Here is a 14,644-nt window from a genome sequence, read left to right on the forward strand (position 1 = left end):
GGGCTCTCGGGTCAGCGTCCGGGGGCCGGCAGCAGCCCGCGCTCCACCGCGACCAGCACCGCCCGCGTCCGATCGTCGACGCCGAGCTTCGCGAACACCCGCAGCAGGTGCGTCTTCACCGTCGCCTCGCCGATGTACAGCTCCCGGCCGATCTCGGCGTTGGTCAGGCCCCGGGCCACACCGGCCAGCACCTCCAGCTCCCGCGCCGTGGGCGCGTCCGCCGCCGGGGCCCGCATCCGCGACACCAGCCGGGCCGCCACCGGCGGCGCGAGCACCGTCTCGCCCCGTGCCGCGGCGCGCACCGCGTCGGCCAGCTGCGGCAGCGGGGTGTCCTTGAGCAGGTAGCCGGTGGCACCCGCCTCGACGGCGCGCACGATGTCAGCGTCGGTGTCGTAGGTGGTCAGCACCAGCACCCGGACGGCGGGATGGTTCGCCGCGAGCCGCCCGGTCGCGGTGGCGCCGTCCATCCGCGGCATCCGCAGGTCCATGAGGACGACGTCCGGGGTGAGCGCGGCGACCATCGCCAGCGCCTCGAGACCGTCGCCCGCCTCGCCGACGACGTCGATGTCCGGCTGCGCCGCCAGCCACCCGACCACCCCGCCCCGGACGACGGGATGGTCGTCCACCACCAGCACGCGGATCACGCTCACCGGACCGGCACCCGCACCGTCACCCGGGTGCCCTCCCCCGGCGCCGACCGCACGTCGACGTCGCCACCGACCTCCTGCGCCCGGTCGCGGAGACCGGCCAGCCCCACCCCCACGGAGACGGCCGGGTCGAAGCCCACGCCGTCGTCCTCGACGTGGACCGACACCTGGGCGTTCCCACCCGAGCCCGTCCGGGTCACCCGCAGCACCACCGCGCTGGCCGACGCGTGCCGGCGCACGTTGGCCAGCGCCTCCTGGGCACCGCGCAGCAGCACGATCTCCTCGGTTCGGCTGAGCGCCGGGCCCACCCCGCCGAGCGCCGCGGTGTCCACCCGGGTGGCGGTCCCGGTCTCGCGGCCGAACCGCTCCGCCAGCCGCTGCAGCGCCTCGACGAGGGTGGCCGAGTCCAGGGCCACCGGCGCGAACGCCGCGACCATGGCGCGGGCCTCGGCCAGGTTCTCCCGGGCGACCTCCTCGATGACGGCCAGCCGCTCCCCCGCGGCCGCCGGGTCGCCGGGCAGCGCGGCCGCCGCGGTCTGGGCCAGGACGACGATGCTCGTGTAGCCCTGCGCCAGCGTGTCGTGCACCTCGCGCGCCAGCCGTTCCCGCTCGGCGACCATGCCCTGCTGGTGGTGCAGGTCGGCCAACTCCGACCGCGTGGACTCCAGCTCGCGGATCAGCTCGGCCCGCTGCTCGCTGTGCTCGAGCACGCTGAACACCCAGGCGCCCATGGCCAGGCTGAAGCCCAGGCCGACCAGGGTCTGCAGGTCGAACGGCTCGGTGCCCTGCGCCCAGTGCACCATCGGGCCGGTCACGGCGGCGGCACCCAGCGCCAGCGTCCACCGCACCCCGGCGTCCAGGCCGGACACCAGGAACCACACCTGCGGGAACGCCAGGAACAGCAGGAAGAGCAGCTCGGGCAGCACCCACGCGAGGACGGCGACCACGGCGACGAGCACCGCCAGGTAGACCGCCGCCCGCCGGTCGTCGCGGCTGGCCAGCGCCGGTCCGCCGACGCCGACGTAGGCCACGGCCAGGACGCCCAGCGCCACGAGCAGGAGCGCCTGCCGGCTCCCCGACTCCTCGACGGCGGCGTCCACGGCCGCGACGCCGACGAGGACGGTGAACACCACGTGGTGCACCACCAGGGTCACCCGCCAGCTGCGCTCGGACAGCGGCAGCCCGCCACCCTCCCCCTCGGACGGGAGGAGAGCGGCGGGCCGGGCCGCGGAGGCCGAGCTCATCCCTCGCCCCGGCGCCAGCGGAACGTGCGCATGCACACCATGACGCCGATGATCACCCATGCGGCCAGCACCAGGGCGGTCCGGCCGTGCTCCCATCCGCCGGCCACCTCGAACGCCCCGGCCTCCTCGGGCAGGAACGCCGACCGCATGCCCTGCGTGAGCCACTTCAGCGGGAACAGCGCCGCCGCCTGCTGCATCCAGCCGGGCAGCTCCAGGAAGCCGAAGAAGACGCCCGAGAAGAACTGCAGCACGATCGCCAGCGCCGAGATGGCGGTGGTCGTCGCGGTGGCGCTGCCGGGGAGCGCCGAGGCGGCGATGCCCAGGACGGTGCCGGCCAGCGCACCGAGGGCGGCCACCCACAGGAACGTGGCCCAGTGGGCCAGGTCGGCCGGCAACGGCACGTCGTAGCCGTAGCGGGCCACCGGCAGGAGCAGCGCCAGCTGCGCCGCGGCGGTCACCAGGACCTGCCCGGCCTTGCCGGCGAAGTAGGCGACCGGCGGGGTGCCGAGCAGCTGCAGCCGCTCCAGCTGCCCGCTCTCCCGCTCCCCCGCGATCGCCGTCCCGACCGCCTGGAAGCTGGTCAGCATGATGCCGGTCGCCGCGATGCCGGCCAGGAAGTACTGGGCGAACGGGATGCCGCCGGGCCGCTCGTCGGCGCCCAGGACCGACGCGAAGATCACCAGCATCACCGGCGGATAGGCGAAGGAGAACACCACCTGCTGCCGCTCGCGGAAGAACAGCCGCAGCTCCAGGCCCACGCGGGAGAGGCCGATCCGGGCGGCGGACGGGGGTGCCGGCCGGGCGGACGTCGGGACGGCGGTCATCGGAGGTCTCCGTCGGCAGCAGTGGGGACGGCGCCGACGAGCCGGAGGTAGACGTCCTCGAGCCCGGGGCGGGTGACGGTCAGGCCGGGCACCTCGGCGTGCACGGCGAGCAGGTCGCGCAGCACCGCTCCGGGCTCCTCGGTGCGCACCCGCCGGCGCGCACCGTCCTCCAGCCAGCTCACCGTCGACTGCCGGCGCAGGGCGGCACCCAGCTCGTCGGGCGGCGCCACGTCGGCCAGCCGGCCCCCGGCGAGAACCCCGACCCGGTCGGCGAGCTCGGCGGCCTCGTCGAGGTAGTGGGTGGTGAGCAGGATCGTCGTCCCGTCCGACCGCAGCTCCCGGATCAGCTCCCAGAACCGGCGGCGGGCGACCGGGTCCATGCCGGTGGTCGGCTCGTCCAGGACGAGCAGCTCCGGCCGGCCCTGGACACCGAGGGCGACGGCGAGCCGACGACGCTGGCCGCCGGAGAGCCGCTCCACCCGCACGCCGGCCGACTCCTCCAGGCCGACCGCGGACAGCAGCTCGGCGGTCGACCGGCTGGTCGCGTGGTACCCGGCGAAGTGGTCGAGGGTCTCGCGCACCGACAGCGCCGCCCCGCCGCCCTCGCCCTGGGCCACCACGCCGATCCGGTCGCGCCAGCCGCGCCCCGCGACCGCCGGGTCCTCCCCCAGCACGACGACGTCCCCACCGTCGCGCGGCCGCACGCCCTCGAGGATCTCGATGGTCGTGGTCTTCCCGGCGCCGTTGGGCCCCAGCAGCGCGAAGCACTCACCCCGCCGCACGTCCAGGTCCAGCCCGGCGAGAACCGGGCGGCCGCCGTACCGCTTGGTCAGGCCGCGCACGGTCACCGCGGCGGAGGTGGTTCCGCTGCCCACGGGGAGCGGGGCGAGCTCTGTGGTCGTCATGCACCGAGCCTGTCCGCGCGCTGCGCCGCCCGGGACCGTCGAGGCGCTGGTCCGCCGTCCACCGACCGGTGGACGGCGGCGTCTCACGACGAGACCGGCCGACCCCGCGCACGTGGCTAGGTTCGGGCGTCCGCCACCTGGGAGGCAGCCATGAAGGCACTCGTGTACCACGGTCCGGGGAGCAAGGCATGGGAGGACGTGCCCGACCCGGGGATTCAGGACCCGACGGACGCCGTCGCGCGCATCGACACCACCACGATCTGCGGCACCGACCTGCACATCCTCCACGGCGACGTCCCCACCGTGGACGAGGGCCGCATCCTCGGGCACGAGGCCGTGGGCACGGTCACCGAGATCGGCTCCGCGGTGACCGGCTTCGCCGTCGGTGACCGCGTCCTGGTCCCGGCGATCAACCGCTGCGGGCGGTGCGCCTACTGCCAGCGCGGCATGCCGTCGCACTGCCAGACGCTGGGGGGCATCGGCTGGGTGCTGGGTCACCTGATCGACGGGACCCAGGCCGAGTTCACCCGCATCCCGTACGCCGACACCTCGCTGTACGCCGTCCCGGAGGGCGTCAGCAACCAGCAGGCGGTCTTCCTCGCCGACTCGCTGCCCACCGGCTACGAGGTCGGCGTGCTCGCCGGTGGCGTCCGGCCCGGGAACACCGTCGCCGTCGTCGGTGCCGGCGCCGTCGGGCTGGGCGCGATCATGACGACGGGGCTCTGGGGCGCCTCCGAGGTCATCGCGATCGACTCCGACAAGTTCCGGCTGGAGACCGCGCGCGAATTCGGTGCGACCGACACCGTCGAGGCCGGTCCGGACACCGTCGCCGAGGTGCTGGCACACACCGACGGGCTCGGCGTCGACGTCTCGATCGAGGCGGTCGGCTACCCCGAGACCCTGCAGACGGCGGCGCGGCTCGTCCGGCCCGGCGGCACGATCGCCAACATCGGCGTGCACGGAGTGCCGGTCGAGCTGCCGCTGCAGGACATGTGGATCCAGAACGTCACCCTGACCATGGGCCTGGTCGACACCGTCTCCATCCCCACGCTCCTCACGATGGTCGCCTCCGGGCGCCTGCCCTCGGAGAAGATGGGGACGCACTCGTTCGGCCTGGACCAGGTGGAGGAGGCGTACGAGGTCTTCGGCCACGCCGCCGACAACTCCGCGCTGAAGATGGTGATCGACCGGGCGGGATGAGCCCCGTCGCAGCGACGTCCGGAAACCGCCAGTCCGGGGTCCGGCCGGGTGTCATGCTCGACGGCGTGACCGAGGCCCTGGACCACGAGCGCTGCTACCGCGCCGTCGCCGGCCGGGACGCGCGCTTCGACGGCTGGTTCTTCACCGCGGTGCACACGACCGGCATCTACTGCCGTCCGTCGTGCCCGGCGCGCACCCCGCTGGCGCGCAACGTCAGCTTCTTCACCACCGCCGCCGCGGCCCAGGGGGCCGGCTTCCGCGCCTGCCGGCGCTGCCGCCCCGACGCCGTGCCCGGGTCGCCCGAGTGGGACGTCCGCGCCGACGTCGTCGCGCGGGCCATGCGGCTGATCGCCGACGGCGAGGTGGAGCGGTCCGGCGTCCCCGGGCTGGCGGCGCGGCTCGGCTACTCCGAGCGGCAGCTGCACCGGCTGCTGGTCGGGGAGCTCGGTGTGGGACCGCTCGCGCTGGCCCGCGCGCAGCGTGCGCAGACCGCCCGCGTGCTCGTCGAGACCACCGAGCTGCCGATGGCCGACGTCGCCTTCGCCGCCGGGTTCGCCAGCATCCGGCAGTTCAACGACACCGTCCGCGAGGTGTTCGCCTGCACGCCCACGGCGCTGCGGAGCACCCGCCGGGGGGCCGACGGCGGAGCCCCCGGCTGGCTCACCCTCCGGCTGGCCGCCCGCGCCCCGTACGACGCCGCCGAGGTGCTCCTGTTCCTCGGCGCGCACGCGGTGCCCGGCCTGGAGGAGTGGGACGGGACGACGTTCTCCCGCGTCCTGGACCTGCCGCGCGGTCCCGCCGTCGTCCGGCTCTCCCCCGCCCCGGACGGCGGTGCCGCCGTGACCGCGCGCCTACGGCTGTCCGCGCTGCGCGACCTGGGCGCGGCCGTGACCCGCTGCCGCCGGCTGCTCGACCTGGACGCCGACCCGGCCGCGGTCGACGAGCTGCTCGGCGCCGACCCGGCGCTGGCCCCGCTCGTGGCCGCCGCGCCGGGGCGCCGGGTGCCGGCCTCCCCGGACGCCGCCGAGCTGGCGATCCGGGCGGTGCTGGGTCAGCAGGTCTCGGTCGCCGGCGCGCGGACCCTCACCGCACGGCTGCTGACCGCGGGCCCGCCGCTGGCCGAACCGGTCGGGTCGCTGACCCACGCCTTCCCGCGGCCCACCGCGCTGGCCGACGCCGACCTGTCCGCGGTCGGCCTGACCGGCGCCCGGCGGCGGACCGTCCACGCGCTGGCCGCCGCACTGGCGGACGGCGACATCGCGCTCGACCCCGGTGCCGATCGGGAGGAGGCCGGCCGCGCGCTGCTCGCCGTCCCCGGGATCGGCCCGTGGACCGCCGCCCTCGTCGCCATGCGCGGCCTGGCCGACCCCGATGTGTGGCTGCCCGGTGACCTCGCGCTGCGACGCTCCCTGACCGCCCTCGGCAGCACCGACGACGAGGCGGCGACCCGCTGGCGCCCGTGGCGTTCCTACGCGGTGATGCACCTGTGGGCGCTAGCCGTGCCGTCCCTCTTTACCCGACCCACCCCGCCGATCTCCCTCCCGAGGAGCGCCTGATGACCACCACTGCGCGGCACGCGACCGTTGCCACGCCTCCGGGGCCGTTCACGGTCGTCGTCACGCAGGACGCCGACGGACGCGACACCGTCCTCGCGTCCGGCTGGACCGACGACGTCTCCGTGCTCCTGCCGGTGATCCACCGCTCGCTGCGCCCCGCATGGGTCGAGAGCGCCGACCGGCTGCCGGTCCTGGGAGCCGTCGAGGAGTTCTTCGCCGGCGACCTGGGCGCGATCGACGACGTGGTCGTGCGGCAGCGTTCCGGCCCGTTCCTCGAAGACGCCTGGGAGGTGCTGCGCACCGTCCCCGCCGGGCAGCCGGACACCTATGCCGCCTTCGCGGCCCGCTGCGGCCGGCCCGCTGCCGTGCGGGCGGCGGCGAACGCCTGCGCCCGCAACGCCGCGGCGCTCTTCGTCCCCTGCCACCGGGTGCTCGGCTCCGACGGCGGGCTGGGCGGCTTCCGCTGGGGGACGGCGGTCAAGCGCCGGCTGCTCGACCACGAGGCACGGCACGCACCGGTCGCCGTGGGCTGATCTCCCCCGAACTGTCGGACCCTTCGGGCAGCGTGTCGGACATGGACGCCGCTTCCCTGCTCCTCGGGCTCCTCCTGGGTGCGCTGCTGGCCACCGCCGCCACCCTCGGCGTAGTTGCCCTGCTCGCCCGCCGCCGGCCCACCGACACCGGCCTGGAGCCGGTGCACGAGTCCCTCGACCACCTGCACCGGCTGCTCGCCGGGATGGAGCGGGCCCGCGCCACCGCCCACGGCGAGCTGCGCGAGCAGATGGGCACGGTGGGCCAGAGCTCGGCCCAGCTCAAGCAGGAGACCGCCGCCCTGGTGACGGCGCTGCGCACTCCGCACGTGCGCGGCCGGTGGGGCGAGGTGCAGCTGCGCCGGGTGGTCGAGGTGGCCGGCCTGCTCGAGCACTGCGACTTCGTCGAGCAGCCGTCGGGCACCAATGACGAGGGCGCCGGCGTCCGGCCCGACCTCGTCGTCACCCTCTCCGACGGCCGGCAGGTGGTGGTCGACGCGAAGGTGCCCTTCACCGGCTACATCGAAGCGGTCCAGGCCACCGACCAGGGCGTGCGCGACCACCGGGTCGCCGCCCACGCCCGGCAACTGCGCACTCACATGGACCAGCTGGCCGCCCGGCGCTACCCGACCGCCTTCCGCCCGGCTACTCCCTTCACCGTGCTGTTCGTCCCCTCCGACGGGTTCCTCGTCACCGCGCTGGAGGCCGAGCCCGGGCTGCTGGAGTACGGCTTCTCCCGCGATGTCGTCCTGGCCACGCCCAGCACGCTGCTCGCCCTGCTGCGCACGGTGGCCTACTCCTGGCGGCAGGAGCGGCTGGCCCGCGACGCCGACCAGGTGCTGGAGGTGGGACGCCGGCTGCACGCCCGGCTGAGCACGCTGTCCGGGCACCTCACCCGGCTGGGCTCGGCCCTGGGCACCACGATGACCCGGTTCAACGAGACGGTCGGCTCCTACGAGCGATCGGTGCTCACCGCGGCCCGGCGCTTCGACGACCTGGGCATCGCCGAGCAGCCGGTGCCGACGCCGGAACCGGTCGAGGCCACGGTGCGCACCCTGCGCCCCGCGGAGCCGGCCGCGGGCACCGACGCGGTGGTCCTCGACGGCGAGGACCGGTTCGAGGCCGGCCGCCGCTTCGAGGACGAGGGGCGGGACGGCACCCGCGGCTGACCCCACGGCGGGTGACGGCACCCCCGGCGACGGCTCCGGAGCCGTGTCACCGGAGTCCGTGCTGACCCGCTCGTCCCACCACTCACGCCACGTCGCCGGATCGACACGGTTGGCGGCCGATTCGGGCCCGTCTTCCGCCGTACCGGCGCCTCCACTCGTTACCGTGACCAGCCAGGGACGGCCGCCCGGGCCGGACCGCGCTGGAACGGAGGTGCGCCATGGCCACGGCGAGTACGGCCGACTCCTGGCGGCACGGCGGGGGCTCCCCCGACCGCTCGTTCCGCGGGTCGCGCACGCCCCGGGAGGATCGCCCCATGGACCCCGACCGCAGCGCTCGTCCGGGTCGCCCGCCGGTCCCGCCCCGCGGGCGCCCCGCCGACCGCCTCCGCTCCGACGTCGACCGCGGCCGTCCGGTTCCGCCCCGCCGCGACTCGCTGCGGCCCGACCGCGGGCACCCCGACGATGTGCGGCAGCCCGGCGCCCGCCCGGCCGGCGCTCGTCCGGTCGACGGACGACCGGTCGACGGACGGCCCGCGTCAGCGCGCGCCCGCGCCGAGGCCGCACCCGTCACCGGCGGCGGCCGTCTCCGCGGCGCCGTCGCGGTGCTCGGCATGTTCCTGGTGACGCTCGTCGGCGCCGGGATCGACTCCTTCGTGGGCGTCGGCCTGGGCGTGATCACCCTCGCCGCCCTGCTCTTGTCCACGACCGTGGCCATGCTCGTGGTGCGCCGACGCGACATGTTCTCCGTCGTCGCGGCGCCGCCCCTGGTGTTCATCGCCGTCGCCGCGCTCAACATCGCGCTGGCCCCCTCGGCCATGTTCACCCTGCCGACGATCGCCACCCTGCTGATCCGCGGCTTCCCCACGATGGCCATGGCGGCCGGTGTGGCCGTCGTGATCGCCGTCGGCCGGCTGATCACCCGCCGCTGACCCGCACTTCCGGCCCCTCCCGGGTCCCGCCCTGAGCGTACGAAGGGTGGGGAGGAGGGGTCCTCTTTCAGTCGCCGGCGTTCTGGGCCTTCTCGGCGCGGCGCAGCTCGTGGGGCAACGCGAAGACCAGACGCTCCTCGGCGGCCTTCACCGTCTCCACGTCGGCGAATCCACGGGCGGCCAGCCAGTCCAGCACCTCGCTGACGAGGATCTCCGGCACCGACGCACCGCTGGTGACCCCCACCGTGCCCACGCCCTCGAGCCACGCCTCGTCGATCTCCGAGGCGAAGTCGACCAGGTAGGACGCGCGGGACCCGGCCTCGAGCGCCACCTCCACCAGGCGCACCGAGTTGGACGAGTTCGTGGAACCGACGACGAGCACGAGGTCGCACTCGGCGGCCATCTGCTTCACCGCCTGCTGCCGGTTCTGCGTGGCGTAGCAGATGTCGTCGCTGGGGGGGGACTGCAAGCCGGGGAAGCGGTTCTTCAGCTGGTCCACCGTCGCCAGCGTCTCGTCCACCGAGAGCGTGGTCTGCGACAGCCACACGACCTTCTCGGGGTCGCGGACCTGGACGTTCGCGACGTCCTCCGCGCCGTCGACCAGCTGGATGTGCGACGGCGCCTCACCGGCGGTGCCCTCGACCTCCTCGTGACCGCGGTGGCCGATCAGCAGGATGTCGTAGTCGTCGCGGGCGAAGCGCTTGGCCTCCTGGTGCACCTTGGTCACCAGCGGGCAGGTCGCGTCGATGGTGCGCAGCTGCCGGTCGGCCGCCTCCTGGTGCACCGCCGGCGAGACGCCGTGGGCGCTGAAGACGACGACGGAGCCCTCGGGCACCTCGGTGGTCTCGTCGACGAAGATGGCGCCGCGCCGCTCGAGGGTGGCGACCACGTGCTTGTTGTGCACGATCTGCTTCCGGACGTAGACCGGGGCGCCGTGGATCTCCAGGGCGCGCTCGACGGCGACCACCGCCCGGTCCACCCCGGCGCAGTAGCCCCGGGGATCGGCCAGCAGGACACGTCCGCGCTGATCTGCCATGCACCCAGCGTACGTGGGCGAGGACGCCCGCCCGGGACGGTGAGCGTGGCCCGGAACACCATCCGAACGGGGACGAGAGCCGGGGTCGGGGTGTCGGGGCGTGATCCGTGGGGCAAGGTGGGCCCATGTCCCGTGAGATCCCTGAGGTTGTCCGCGCTGCTGCCGGCCTGGCCGCGACCGTCGTCGACGAGGCCCGCAGGCTGCCCGAGACGCTTCCCGGCCTGCCGGTGCGGCTCATCGGCCTGGCCATGCAGCACGCGATGAAGGTGCAGCAGCAGTACGCCGGACTCGTCGCCCGCGGTGACGAGCTGTTCACCGGGATCCGCGGCAACGCCGAGCCCGGGCTCGCCACCTTCGACGACGACGACGAGGCCGCGCCCGCCGAGGGCTTCCGTGGCTCGGCCTTCGACCGCGCGGACGTCGTCCCGGACGAGGTCCCCGACCGCGTGGGCGCCCAGACCACGATCGAGGAGTCCCTCGAGGACGCGCCGGCCACCGAGGAGATCCTCGAGGAACTGGCCATCGACGAGGCCATCGAGACCGCTCCCACGCTCGAGGAGACCGATCCCACCGCCCTGGCCGACCCCCCGGCGGCGGAGCTCACCGAGCCCGAGGACACCGCCGTCGAGCTCCCGGTCGCGGGTGCGGCCGTCATCGAGGACATCCCCACCGCCGTGGACGTGCTGGACGCCGACGGCAGCGACGTCACCACGGTCGAGGCGGCCGTCACCGACGAGGGCATCGCCGCCCCGGTGCCCGCCGACAATGCCGCCGACGACGGCACCGACGTCGCCCGGGGCGACGGGCCCATCGCCGTCGAGGTGGGTGTGGACGACACCGTCGCCGACGCCGACGCCGCCATCGCGGCGGGTGCGGCCGTGGACGCGGCCGGTGCGGGCTCGGTGGAGTCGGCCGACACCGCCGCCACCGACAGCACCTCGACCGACAGCACCGCGACCGACAGCACCTCGACCAGCAGCGCGCCGGCCGAGGCCCCGATCGCGGGCTACGACAGCTTCTCCATCGCCCAGCTGCGCGGCCGGCTCCGCGGCTATGCGCTCTCCACCGTGGCCGACCTGGTCGCCTACGAGGAGGCGAACCAGGCCCGCGAGCCCTACCTCCGGATGCTGCGCAACCGGCTGGAGAAGCTCGAGGAGCAGGCGGTCGAGGCCAGCCCGCTGGCGCCGCGCGGCGTGTGAACCCACCCGGCGCCCGGCGCCGGGAGAAAACCCGAGAGGCCCAGGACCATGTCGGTCCTGGGCCTCTCGGGTTCACCGGTCCGCCGACCCGCAGTGTCGGGCGGTGCGGCGAGGCTCCGGTGCCGTCCGTGACAGGCTGGCGGAGTGACCGCTCCCTCCTCCCCCGAGACCCCGTGGCCGGTCCGGACGGTCGCGCGCAAGATCGCCGACTGGATCGGCCGGCTCGGCGAGGTGTGGGTCGAGGGCCAGGTCGCACAGCTGTCCCGGCGCGGCAGCGCGGCCACCGTCTTCCTGACCCTGCGGGACCCGGTCGCCGACCTGTCGGTCCCGGTGACCTGCCACCGGGACATCGCCGACCGTCCCGGGCTGGAGCTCACCGAGGGCGCCCGGGTCATCGTCCGCGCCCGGCCCGACTACTACGTCGCCCGCGGCTCCTTCTCGCTGCGCGCCACGGAGATCCGCGCCGTCGGCCTCGGTGAGCTGCTCGCCCGCATCGAGCGGATCCGGCAGCTGCTGGCCGCCGAGGGCCTCTTCGACGCCGCCCGGAAAAGGCCGCTGCCCTTCGCGCCCGCCGTCGTCGGTGTGATCACCGGCCGGGACAGCGCCGCCGAGCGCGACGTCCTGGTCACCGCCCGGCGCCGCTGGCCGGCCGTGCGCTTCGAGATGTACAACTGCGCCGTCCAGGGGCCGCAGGCCGCGCAGAACGTGATCGACGGGCTGCGCCGGCTGGACGCCGACGCCGCGGTGGAGGTCATCGTCATCGCCCGCGGCGGAGGCTCGGTCGAGGACCTGCTGCCCTTCTCCGACGAGGGGCTGGTGCGCGCGATCGCGGCCACCCGCACCCCCGTGGTCACCGCGGTCGGGCACGAGACCGACACGACGCTGGTCGACCACGTCGCCGACGTCCGCGCCGCCACCCCGACCGACGCCGCCCACCGGATCGTGCCGGAGATCGGCGAGCAGCGGCGCCTGGTCGAGAGCCTGCGCGGCCGCGCCCGGCACCTGGTGTCCTCGCGGGTGGAGCAGCAGGAGCGCTGGCTGGAGTCGGTCCGCAGCCGCCCGGTGCTGGCCAGCCCCGACCGGCTGCTGCACGGTCGGGCCGACGACGTCGCGCAGCTGCGCGCCCGCGCCCGGCGCACCGTCGTGCAGCGGGTGGAGGCCGCCGACCGGGATCTCGAGCACGCCCGGGCCCGCGTCACCGCGCTGTCGCCGGCGGCCACCCTCGCCCGGGGGTACGCGGTGGTGCAGCGCGACGACGGTGCGCTGGTCCGCGACCCGGCCGAGGTGGCCGACGGCGAGCGCCTGCGCGTCCGGGTCAGCGGCGGTCAGCTGAGGGTCCGGGTCGACCGGCAGGATGGGCAACCGTGAGCGAGCAGACCGACGAGCCGACGACCACCTACGAGCAGGCGCGGGAGGAGCTCGCCGACGTCGTCCGGCGGCTCGAGGCCGGCGGCCTGACCCTCGAGGAGTCGCTGGCGCTGTGGGAGCGCGGCGAGCAGCTGGCGACGCTGTGCCAGCACTGGCTGGACCGCGCCCGGGAGCGTCTCGCCGCGGCCGCGCCCGCCGACGACGGGAACTGATCCGCGCCGGCCCGGCGGGTCAGCCCTCCGCGGGGCGCACCGCGGCGGCGACCTCACGCAGCTCGTCGTCGGGAGCGGATCCGGTGACGACGAGGACCACCTCGCCGGACTCCCGGGTCAGGGCCGTCTCGCCGCGCCCGGTGGTCAGCCGGGTCCAGGGCTCGCCGTCGACGTCGACCGTCCCCTCCTCGGTCGCGCCCTCCAGCACTGCGCGGACCGGTTCGGCGCCGGCATCGTCGCTCGCGATGAAGCCGGCGTACTCCCCGGACGGGGTCAGGTAGCCCAGCTGGAGGGTCACCGGATCGCCCTCGCCGGCCGTTCCGGCGTCGGTGCGCGCGCTCGTGGTGCGGTACTCCTCGGGCAGCCCGGCCGGCGCCTGCACCTCGTAGCCGGCGCGCGCCGCGGCCAGCTGCACGGTGCCCGTCGGGTCGACGGTGCGCACGGTCTCCTCGTTGCTGGCGCGGAACGCCTGCCACGCCACGAGCAGCAGGCAGATGACGACCAGCGGGACCAGCGACCGGATCATGTTCGCCGCGCTCATCCGGTTCGCCCGCTCCACCGCCGGAGACGTCGCCCCCGCGGGGGCCTGCTCCGCCGTGCCCGCCACCACCGGGGACTCCGGCCGGTCGGTGGGTCGCGGGTTCGTCGGGCCTGTGGTCATGCACCTAGGATCGCAGCAACGCTCTCCCCGCCCTGCCGCCCATGGCCTGCGTCCCGGGCCCGCCCTGCGCTCTCCGGCGGGTGGACGGGACCGGGTCCCTCTCCTGGAGGTCCCGTGTCGCTGCCCGTCCCCGAAGGCCCCGTCTCGTCGAGCGGGCGGGCGTTCGCCACCGACCGCCCCGCCCCCGACCGCAATCTGGCCCTCGAGCTCGTGCGGGTGACCGAGGCCGCCGCGATGGCCGCCGGCCGGTGGGTCGGGCGCGGTGACAAGAACGGCGGTGACGGCGCCGCGGTCGACGCCATGCGGGCCCTCATCGGCACGGTGAGCATGAAGGGCGTCGTCGTCATCGGGGAGGGCGAGAAGGACGAGGCCCCGATGCTCTACAACGGCGAGCAGGTGGGCGACGGCCAGGGCCCGGAGTGCGACGTCGCCGTCGACCCGATCGACGGCACCACGCTGATGGCCAAGGGCATGCCGAACGCCATCGCCGTCATGGCGGTGGCCGACCGCGGCGCGATGTACGACCCGTCCGCGGTCTTCTACATGGAGAAGCTGGCCACCGGCCCGGCCGCCGCGGACGTCGTCGACATCACCGCGCCCGTCGCGGAGAACATCCGCCGCATCGCCAAGGCGAAGAAGAGCTCGGTCGGCGACGTCACCGTCTGCATCCTCGACCGGCCGCGCCACGCCGAGCTGGTGCAGGAGGTCCGCGAGGCCGGCGCCCGCATCAGGTTCATCACCGACGGCGACGTCGCCGGCGCCATCGCCGCGGCCCGCGAGGGCACGGGCGTCGACCTGCTGCTCGGCATCGGCGGGACGCCCGAGGGCATCATCGCCGCCTGCGCGCTCAAGTGCATGGGTGGCGCGCTGCAGGGCAAGCTCTGGCCCAAGGACGACGAGGAGCGCCAGAAGGCCCTCGACGCCGGGCACGACCTCGACCGGGTGCTGCACATCGACGACCTCGTGCGCGGTGACGTCTTCTTCGTCGCGACCGGCATCACCGACGGCGAGCTGCTGCGCGGCGTGCAGTACCGCGCCGGCGGCTGCACCACCCAGTCGCTCGTCATGCGCTCGCGGTCGGGCACCATCCGGTCGATCGAGAGCCTGCACTCGCTGGAGAAGCTGCGCGCCTACTCCGCCGTGCCCTTCGACCGGGAGGCCTGA

General features: G+C 75.2%; 15 protein-coding genes. 9 read left to right on the forward strand and 6 right to left on the reverse strand.

Annotated features, from left to right (window positions below):
- Nucleotides 1–11: 11 nt before the first annotated feature.
- Genes DQ239_RS12775 through DQ239_RS12790 form a run of 4 tightly spaced genes read right to left on the reverse strand, consistent with a single transcriptional unit; the run spans nucleotide 12 to nucleotide 3,620 of the window.
- Nucleotides 12–644 (reverse strand): response regulator transcription factor, encoded by a 633-nt coding sequence (locus tag DQ239_RS12775; RefSeq protein WP_113834842.1) that lies wholly within the window; start codon nucleotides 642–644, stop codon nucleotides 12–14.
- 2 nt (nucleotides 645–646) lie between these two features.
- A complete protein-coding gene (locus DQ239_RS12780; protein WP_113834782.1) occupies nucleotides 647–1,891 on the reverse strand; it encodes a sensor histidine kinase in 1,245 nt (414 codons plus the stop codon).
- Complete coding sequence (locus DQ239_RS12785) at nucleotides 1,888–2,715, reverse strand: ABC transporter permease (protein ID WP_113834783.1); 828 nt, start codon at nucleotides 2,713–2,715, stop codon at nucleotides 1,888–1,890. Before DQ239_RS12785 ends, DQ239_RS12780 begins: the two co-directional genes overlap by 4 nt.
- The gene (locus tag DQ239_RS12790; protein WP_113834784.1) at nucleotides 2,712–3,620 is read right to left on the reverse strand and encodes an ABC transporter ATP-binding protein; all 909 of its coding nucleotides are present in this window, start codon (nucleotides 3,618–3,620) and stop codon (nucleotides 2,712–2,714) included. Before DQ239_RS12790 ends, DQ239_RS12785 begins: the two co-directional genes overlap by 4 nt.
- A 150-nt stretch (nucleotides 3,621–3,770) precedes the next feature.
- Between DQ239_RS12790 and DQ239_RS12795 the strand changes: the two genes are divergently transcribed.
- The 5 genes from DQ239_RS12795 to DQ239_RS12815 all read left to right on the forward strand — a co-directional run bounded on the left by DQ239_RS12795 (nucleotide 3,771) and on the right by DQ239_RS12815 (nucleotide 9,004).
- On the forward strand, nucleotides 3,771–4,820 hold the full coding sequence (locus tag DQ239_RS12795) for an alcohol dehydrogenase catalytic domain-containing protein (RefSeq protein WP_113834785.1): 1,050 nt from the start codon (nucleotides 3,771–3,773) through the stop codon (nucleotides 4,818–4,820).
- A 65-nt stretch (nucleotides 4,821–4,885) separates the two neighbouring features.
- Nucleotides 4,886–6,376: an AlkA N-terminal domain-containing protein gene (locus DQ239_RS12800; RefSeq protein ID WP_304543137.1), complete on the forward strand. Its 1,491-nt coding sequence runs from the start codon at nucleotides 4,886–4,888 to the stop codon at nucleotides 6,374–6,376.
- The gene (locus DQ239_RS12805) at nucleotides 6,376–6,909 is read left to right on the forward strand and encodes a methylated-DNA--[protein]-cysteine S-methyltransferase (RefSeq protein WP_113834787.1); all 534 of its coding nucleotides are present in this window, start codon (nucleotides 6,376–6,378) and stop codon (nucleotides 6,907–6,909) included. The genes DQ239_RS12800 and DQ239_RS12805 overlap by 1 nt, the downstream gene beginning before the upstream one ends.
- 41 nt (nucleotides 6,910–6,950) lie before the next feature.
- Nucleotides 6,951–8,075 carry a DNA recombination protein RmuC gene (locus DQ239_RS12810; RefSeq protein WP_233489148.1) on the forward strand — a complete coding sequence of 375 codons (1,125 nt, stop codon included), beginning with the start codon at nucleotides 6,951–6,953 and terminating at the stop codon, nucleotides 8,073–8,075.
- Between the two features lie 314 nt (nucleotides 8,076–8,389).
- Entirely contained in the window at nucleotides 8,390–9,004 is a 615-nt protein-coding gene (locus DQ239_RS12815) for a DUF6542 domain-containing protein (protein ID WP_113834788.1), read from the forward strand.
- A 67-nt stretch (nucleotides 9,005–9,071) separates the two neighbouring features.
- Here DQ239_RS12815 and DQ239_RS12820 read toward each other — a convergent pair whose 3' ends face one another.
- Nucleotides 9,072–10,040, reverse strand: a complete 969-nt coding sequence (locus DQ239_RS12820; protein ID WP_113834789.1) for a 4-hydroxy-3-methylbut-2-enyl diphosphate reductase — start codon at nucleotides 10,038–10,040, stop codon at nucleotides 9,072–9,074.
- Between the two features lie 125 nt (nucleotides 10,041–10,165).
- Here DQ239_RS12820 and DQ239_RS12825 point away from each other — a divergent pair, with 125 nt between their 5' ends.
- The 3 genes from DQ239_RS12825 (at nucleotide 10,166) to DQ239_RS12835 (ending at nucleotide 12,819) form a co-directional block, all read left to right on the forward strand.
- Entirely contained in the window at nucleotides 10,166–11,239 is a 1,074-nt protein-coding gene (locus tag DQ239_RS12825) for a hypothetical protein (protein WP_113834790.1), read from the forward strand.
- Nucleotides 11,240–11,383: 144 nt separating this feature from the next.
- Entirely contained in the window at nucleotides 11,384–12,607 is a 1,224-nt protein-coding gene (gene xseA / locus DQ239_RS12830) for an exodeoxyribonuclease VII large subunit (RefSeq protein ID WP_113834791.1), read from the forward strand.
- Nucleotides 12,604–12,819, forward strand: coding sequence for an exodeoxyribonuclease VII small subunit (locus tag DQ239_RS12835; protein ID WP_113834792.1), 216 nt, complete (start codon nucleotides 12,604–12,606; stop codon nucleotides 12,817–12,819). Before xseA ends, DQ239_RS12835 begins: the two co-directional genes overlap by 4 nt.
- Nucleotides 12,820–12,838: 19 nt before the next feature.
- Here DQ239_RS12835 and DQ239_RS12840 read toward each other — a convergent pair whose 3' ends face one another.
- The gene (locus DQ239_RS12840) at nucleotides 12,839–13,480 is read right to left on the reverse strand and encodes a DUF4245 domain-containing protein (RefSeq protein ID WP_113834793.1); all 642 of its coding nucleotides are present in this window, start codon (nucleotides 13,478–13,480) and stop codon (nucleotides 12,839–12,841) included.
- A 114-nt stretch (nucleotides 13,481–13,594) separates the two neighbouring features.
- On the opposite strand from DQ239_RS12840, the gene glpX reads away from it, so the two are divergent.
- Nucleotides 13,595–14,644 (forward strand): class II fructose-bisphosphatase, encoded by a 1,050-nt coding sequence (gene glpX / locus DQ239_RS12845; RefSeq protein ID WP_199582957.1) that lies wholly within the window; start codon nucleotides 13,595–13,597, stop codon nucleotides 14,642–14,644.

Origin of the sequence: Blastococcus sp. TF02-09 (assembly GCF_003319105.1) — a bacterium.
Lineage (GTDB): Bacteria > Actinomycetota > Actinomycetes > Mycobacteriales > Geodermatophilaceae > Blastococcus.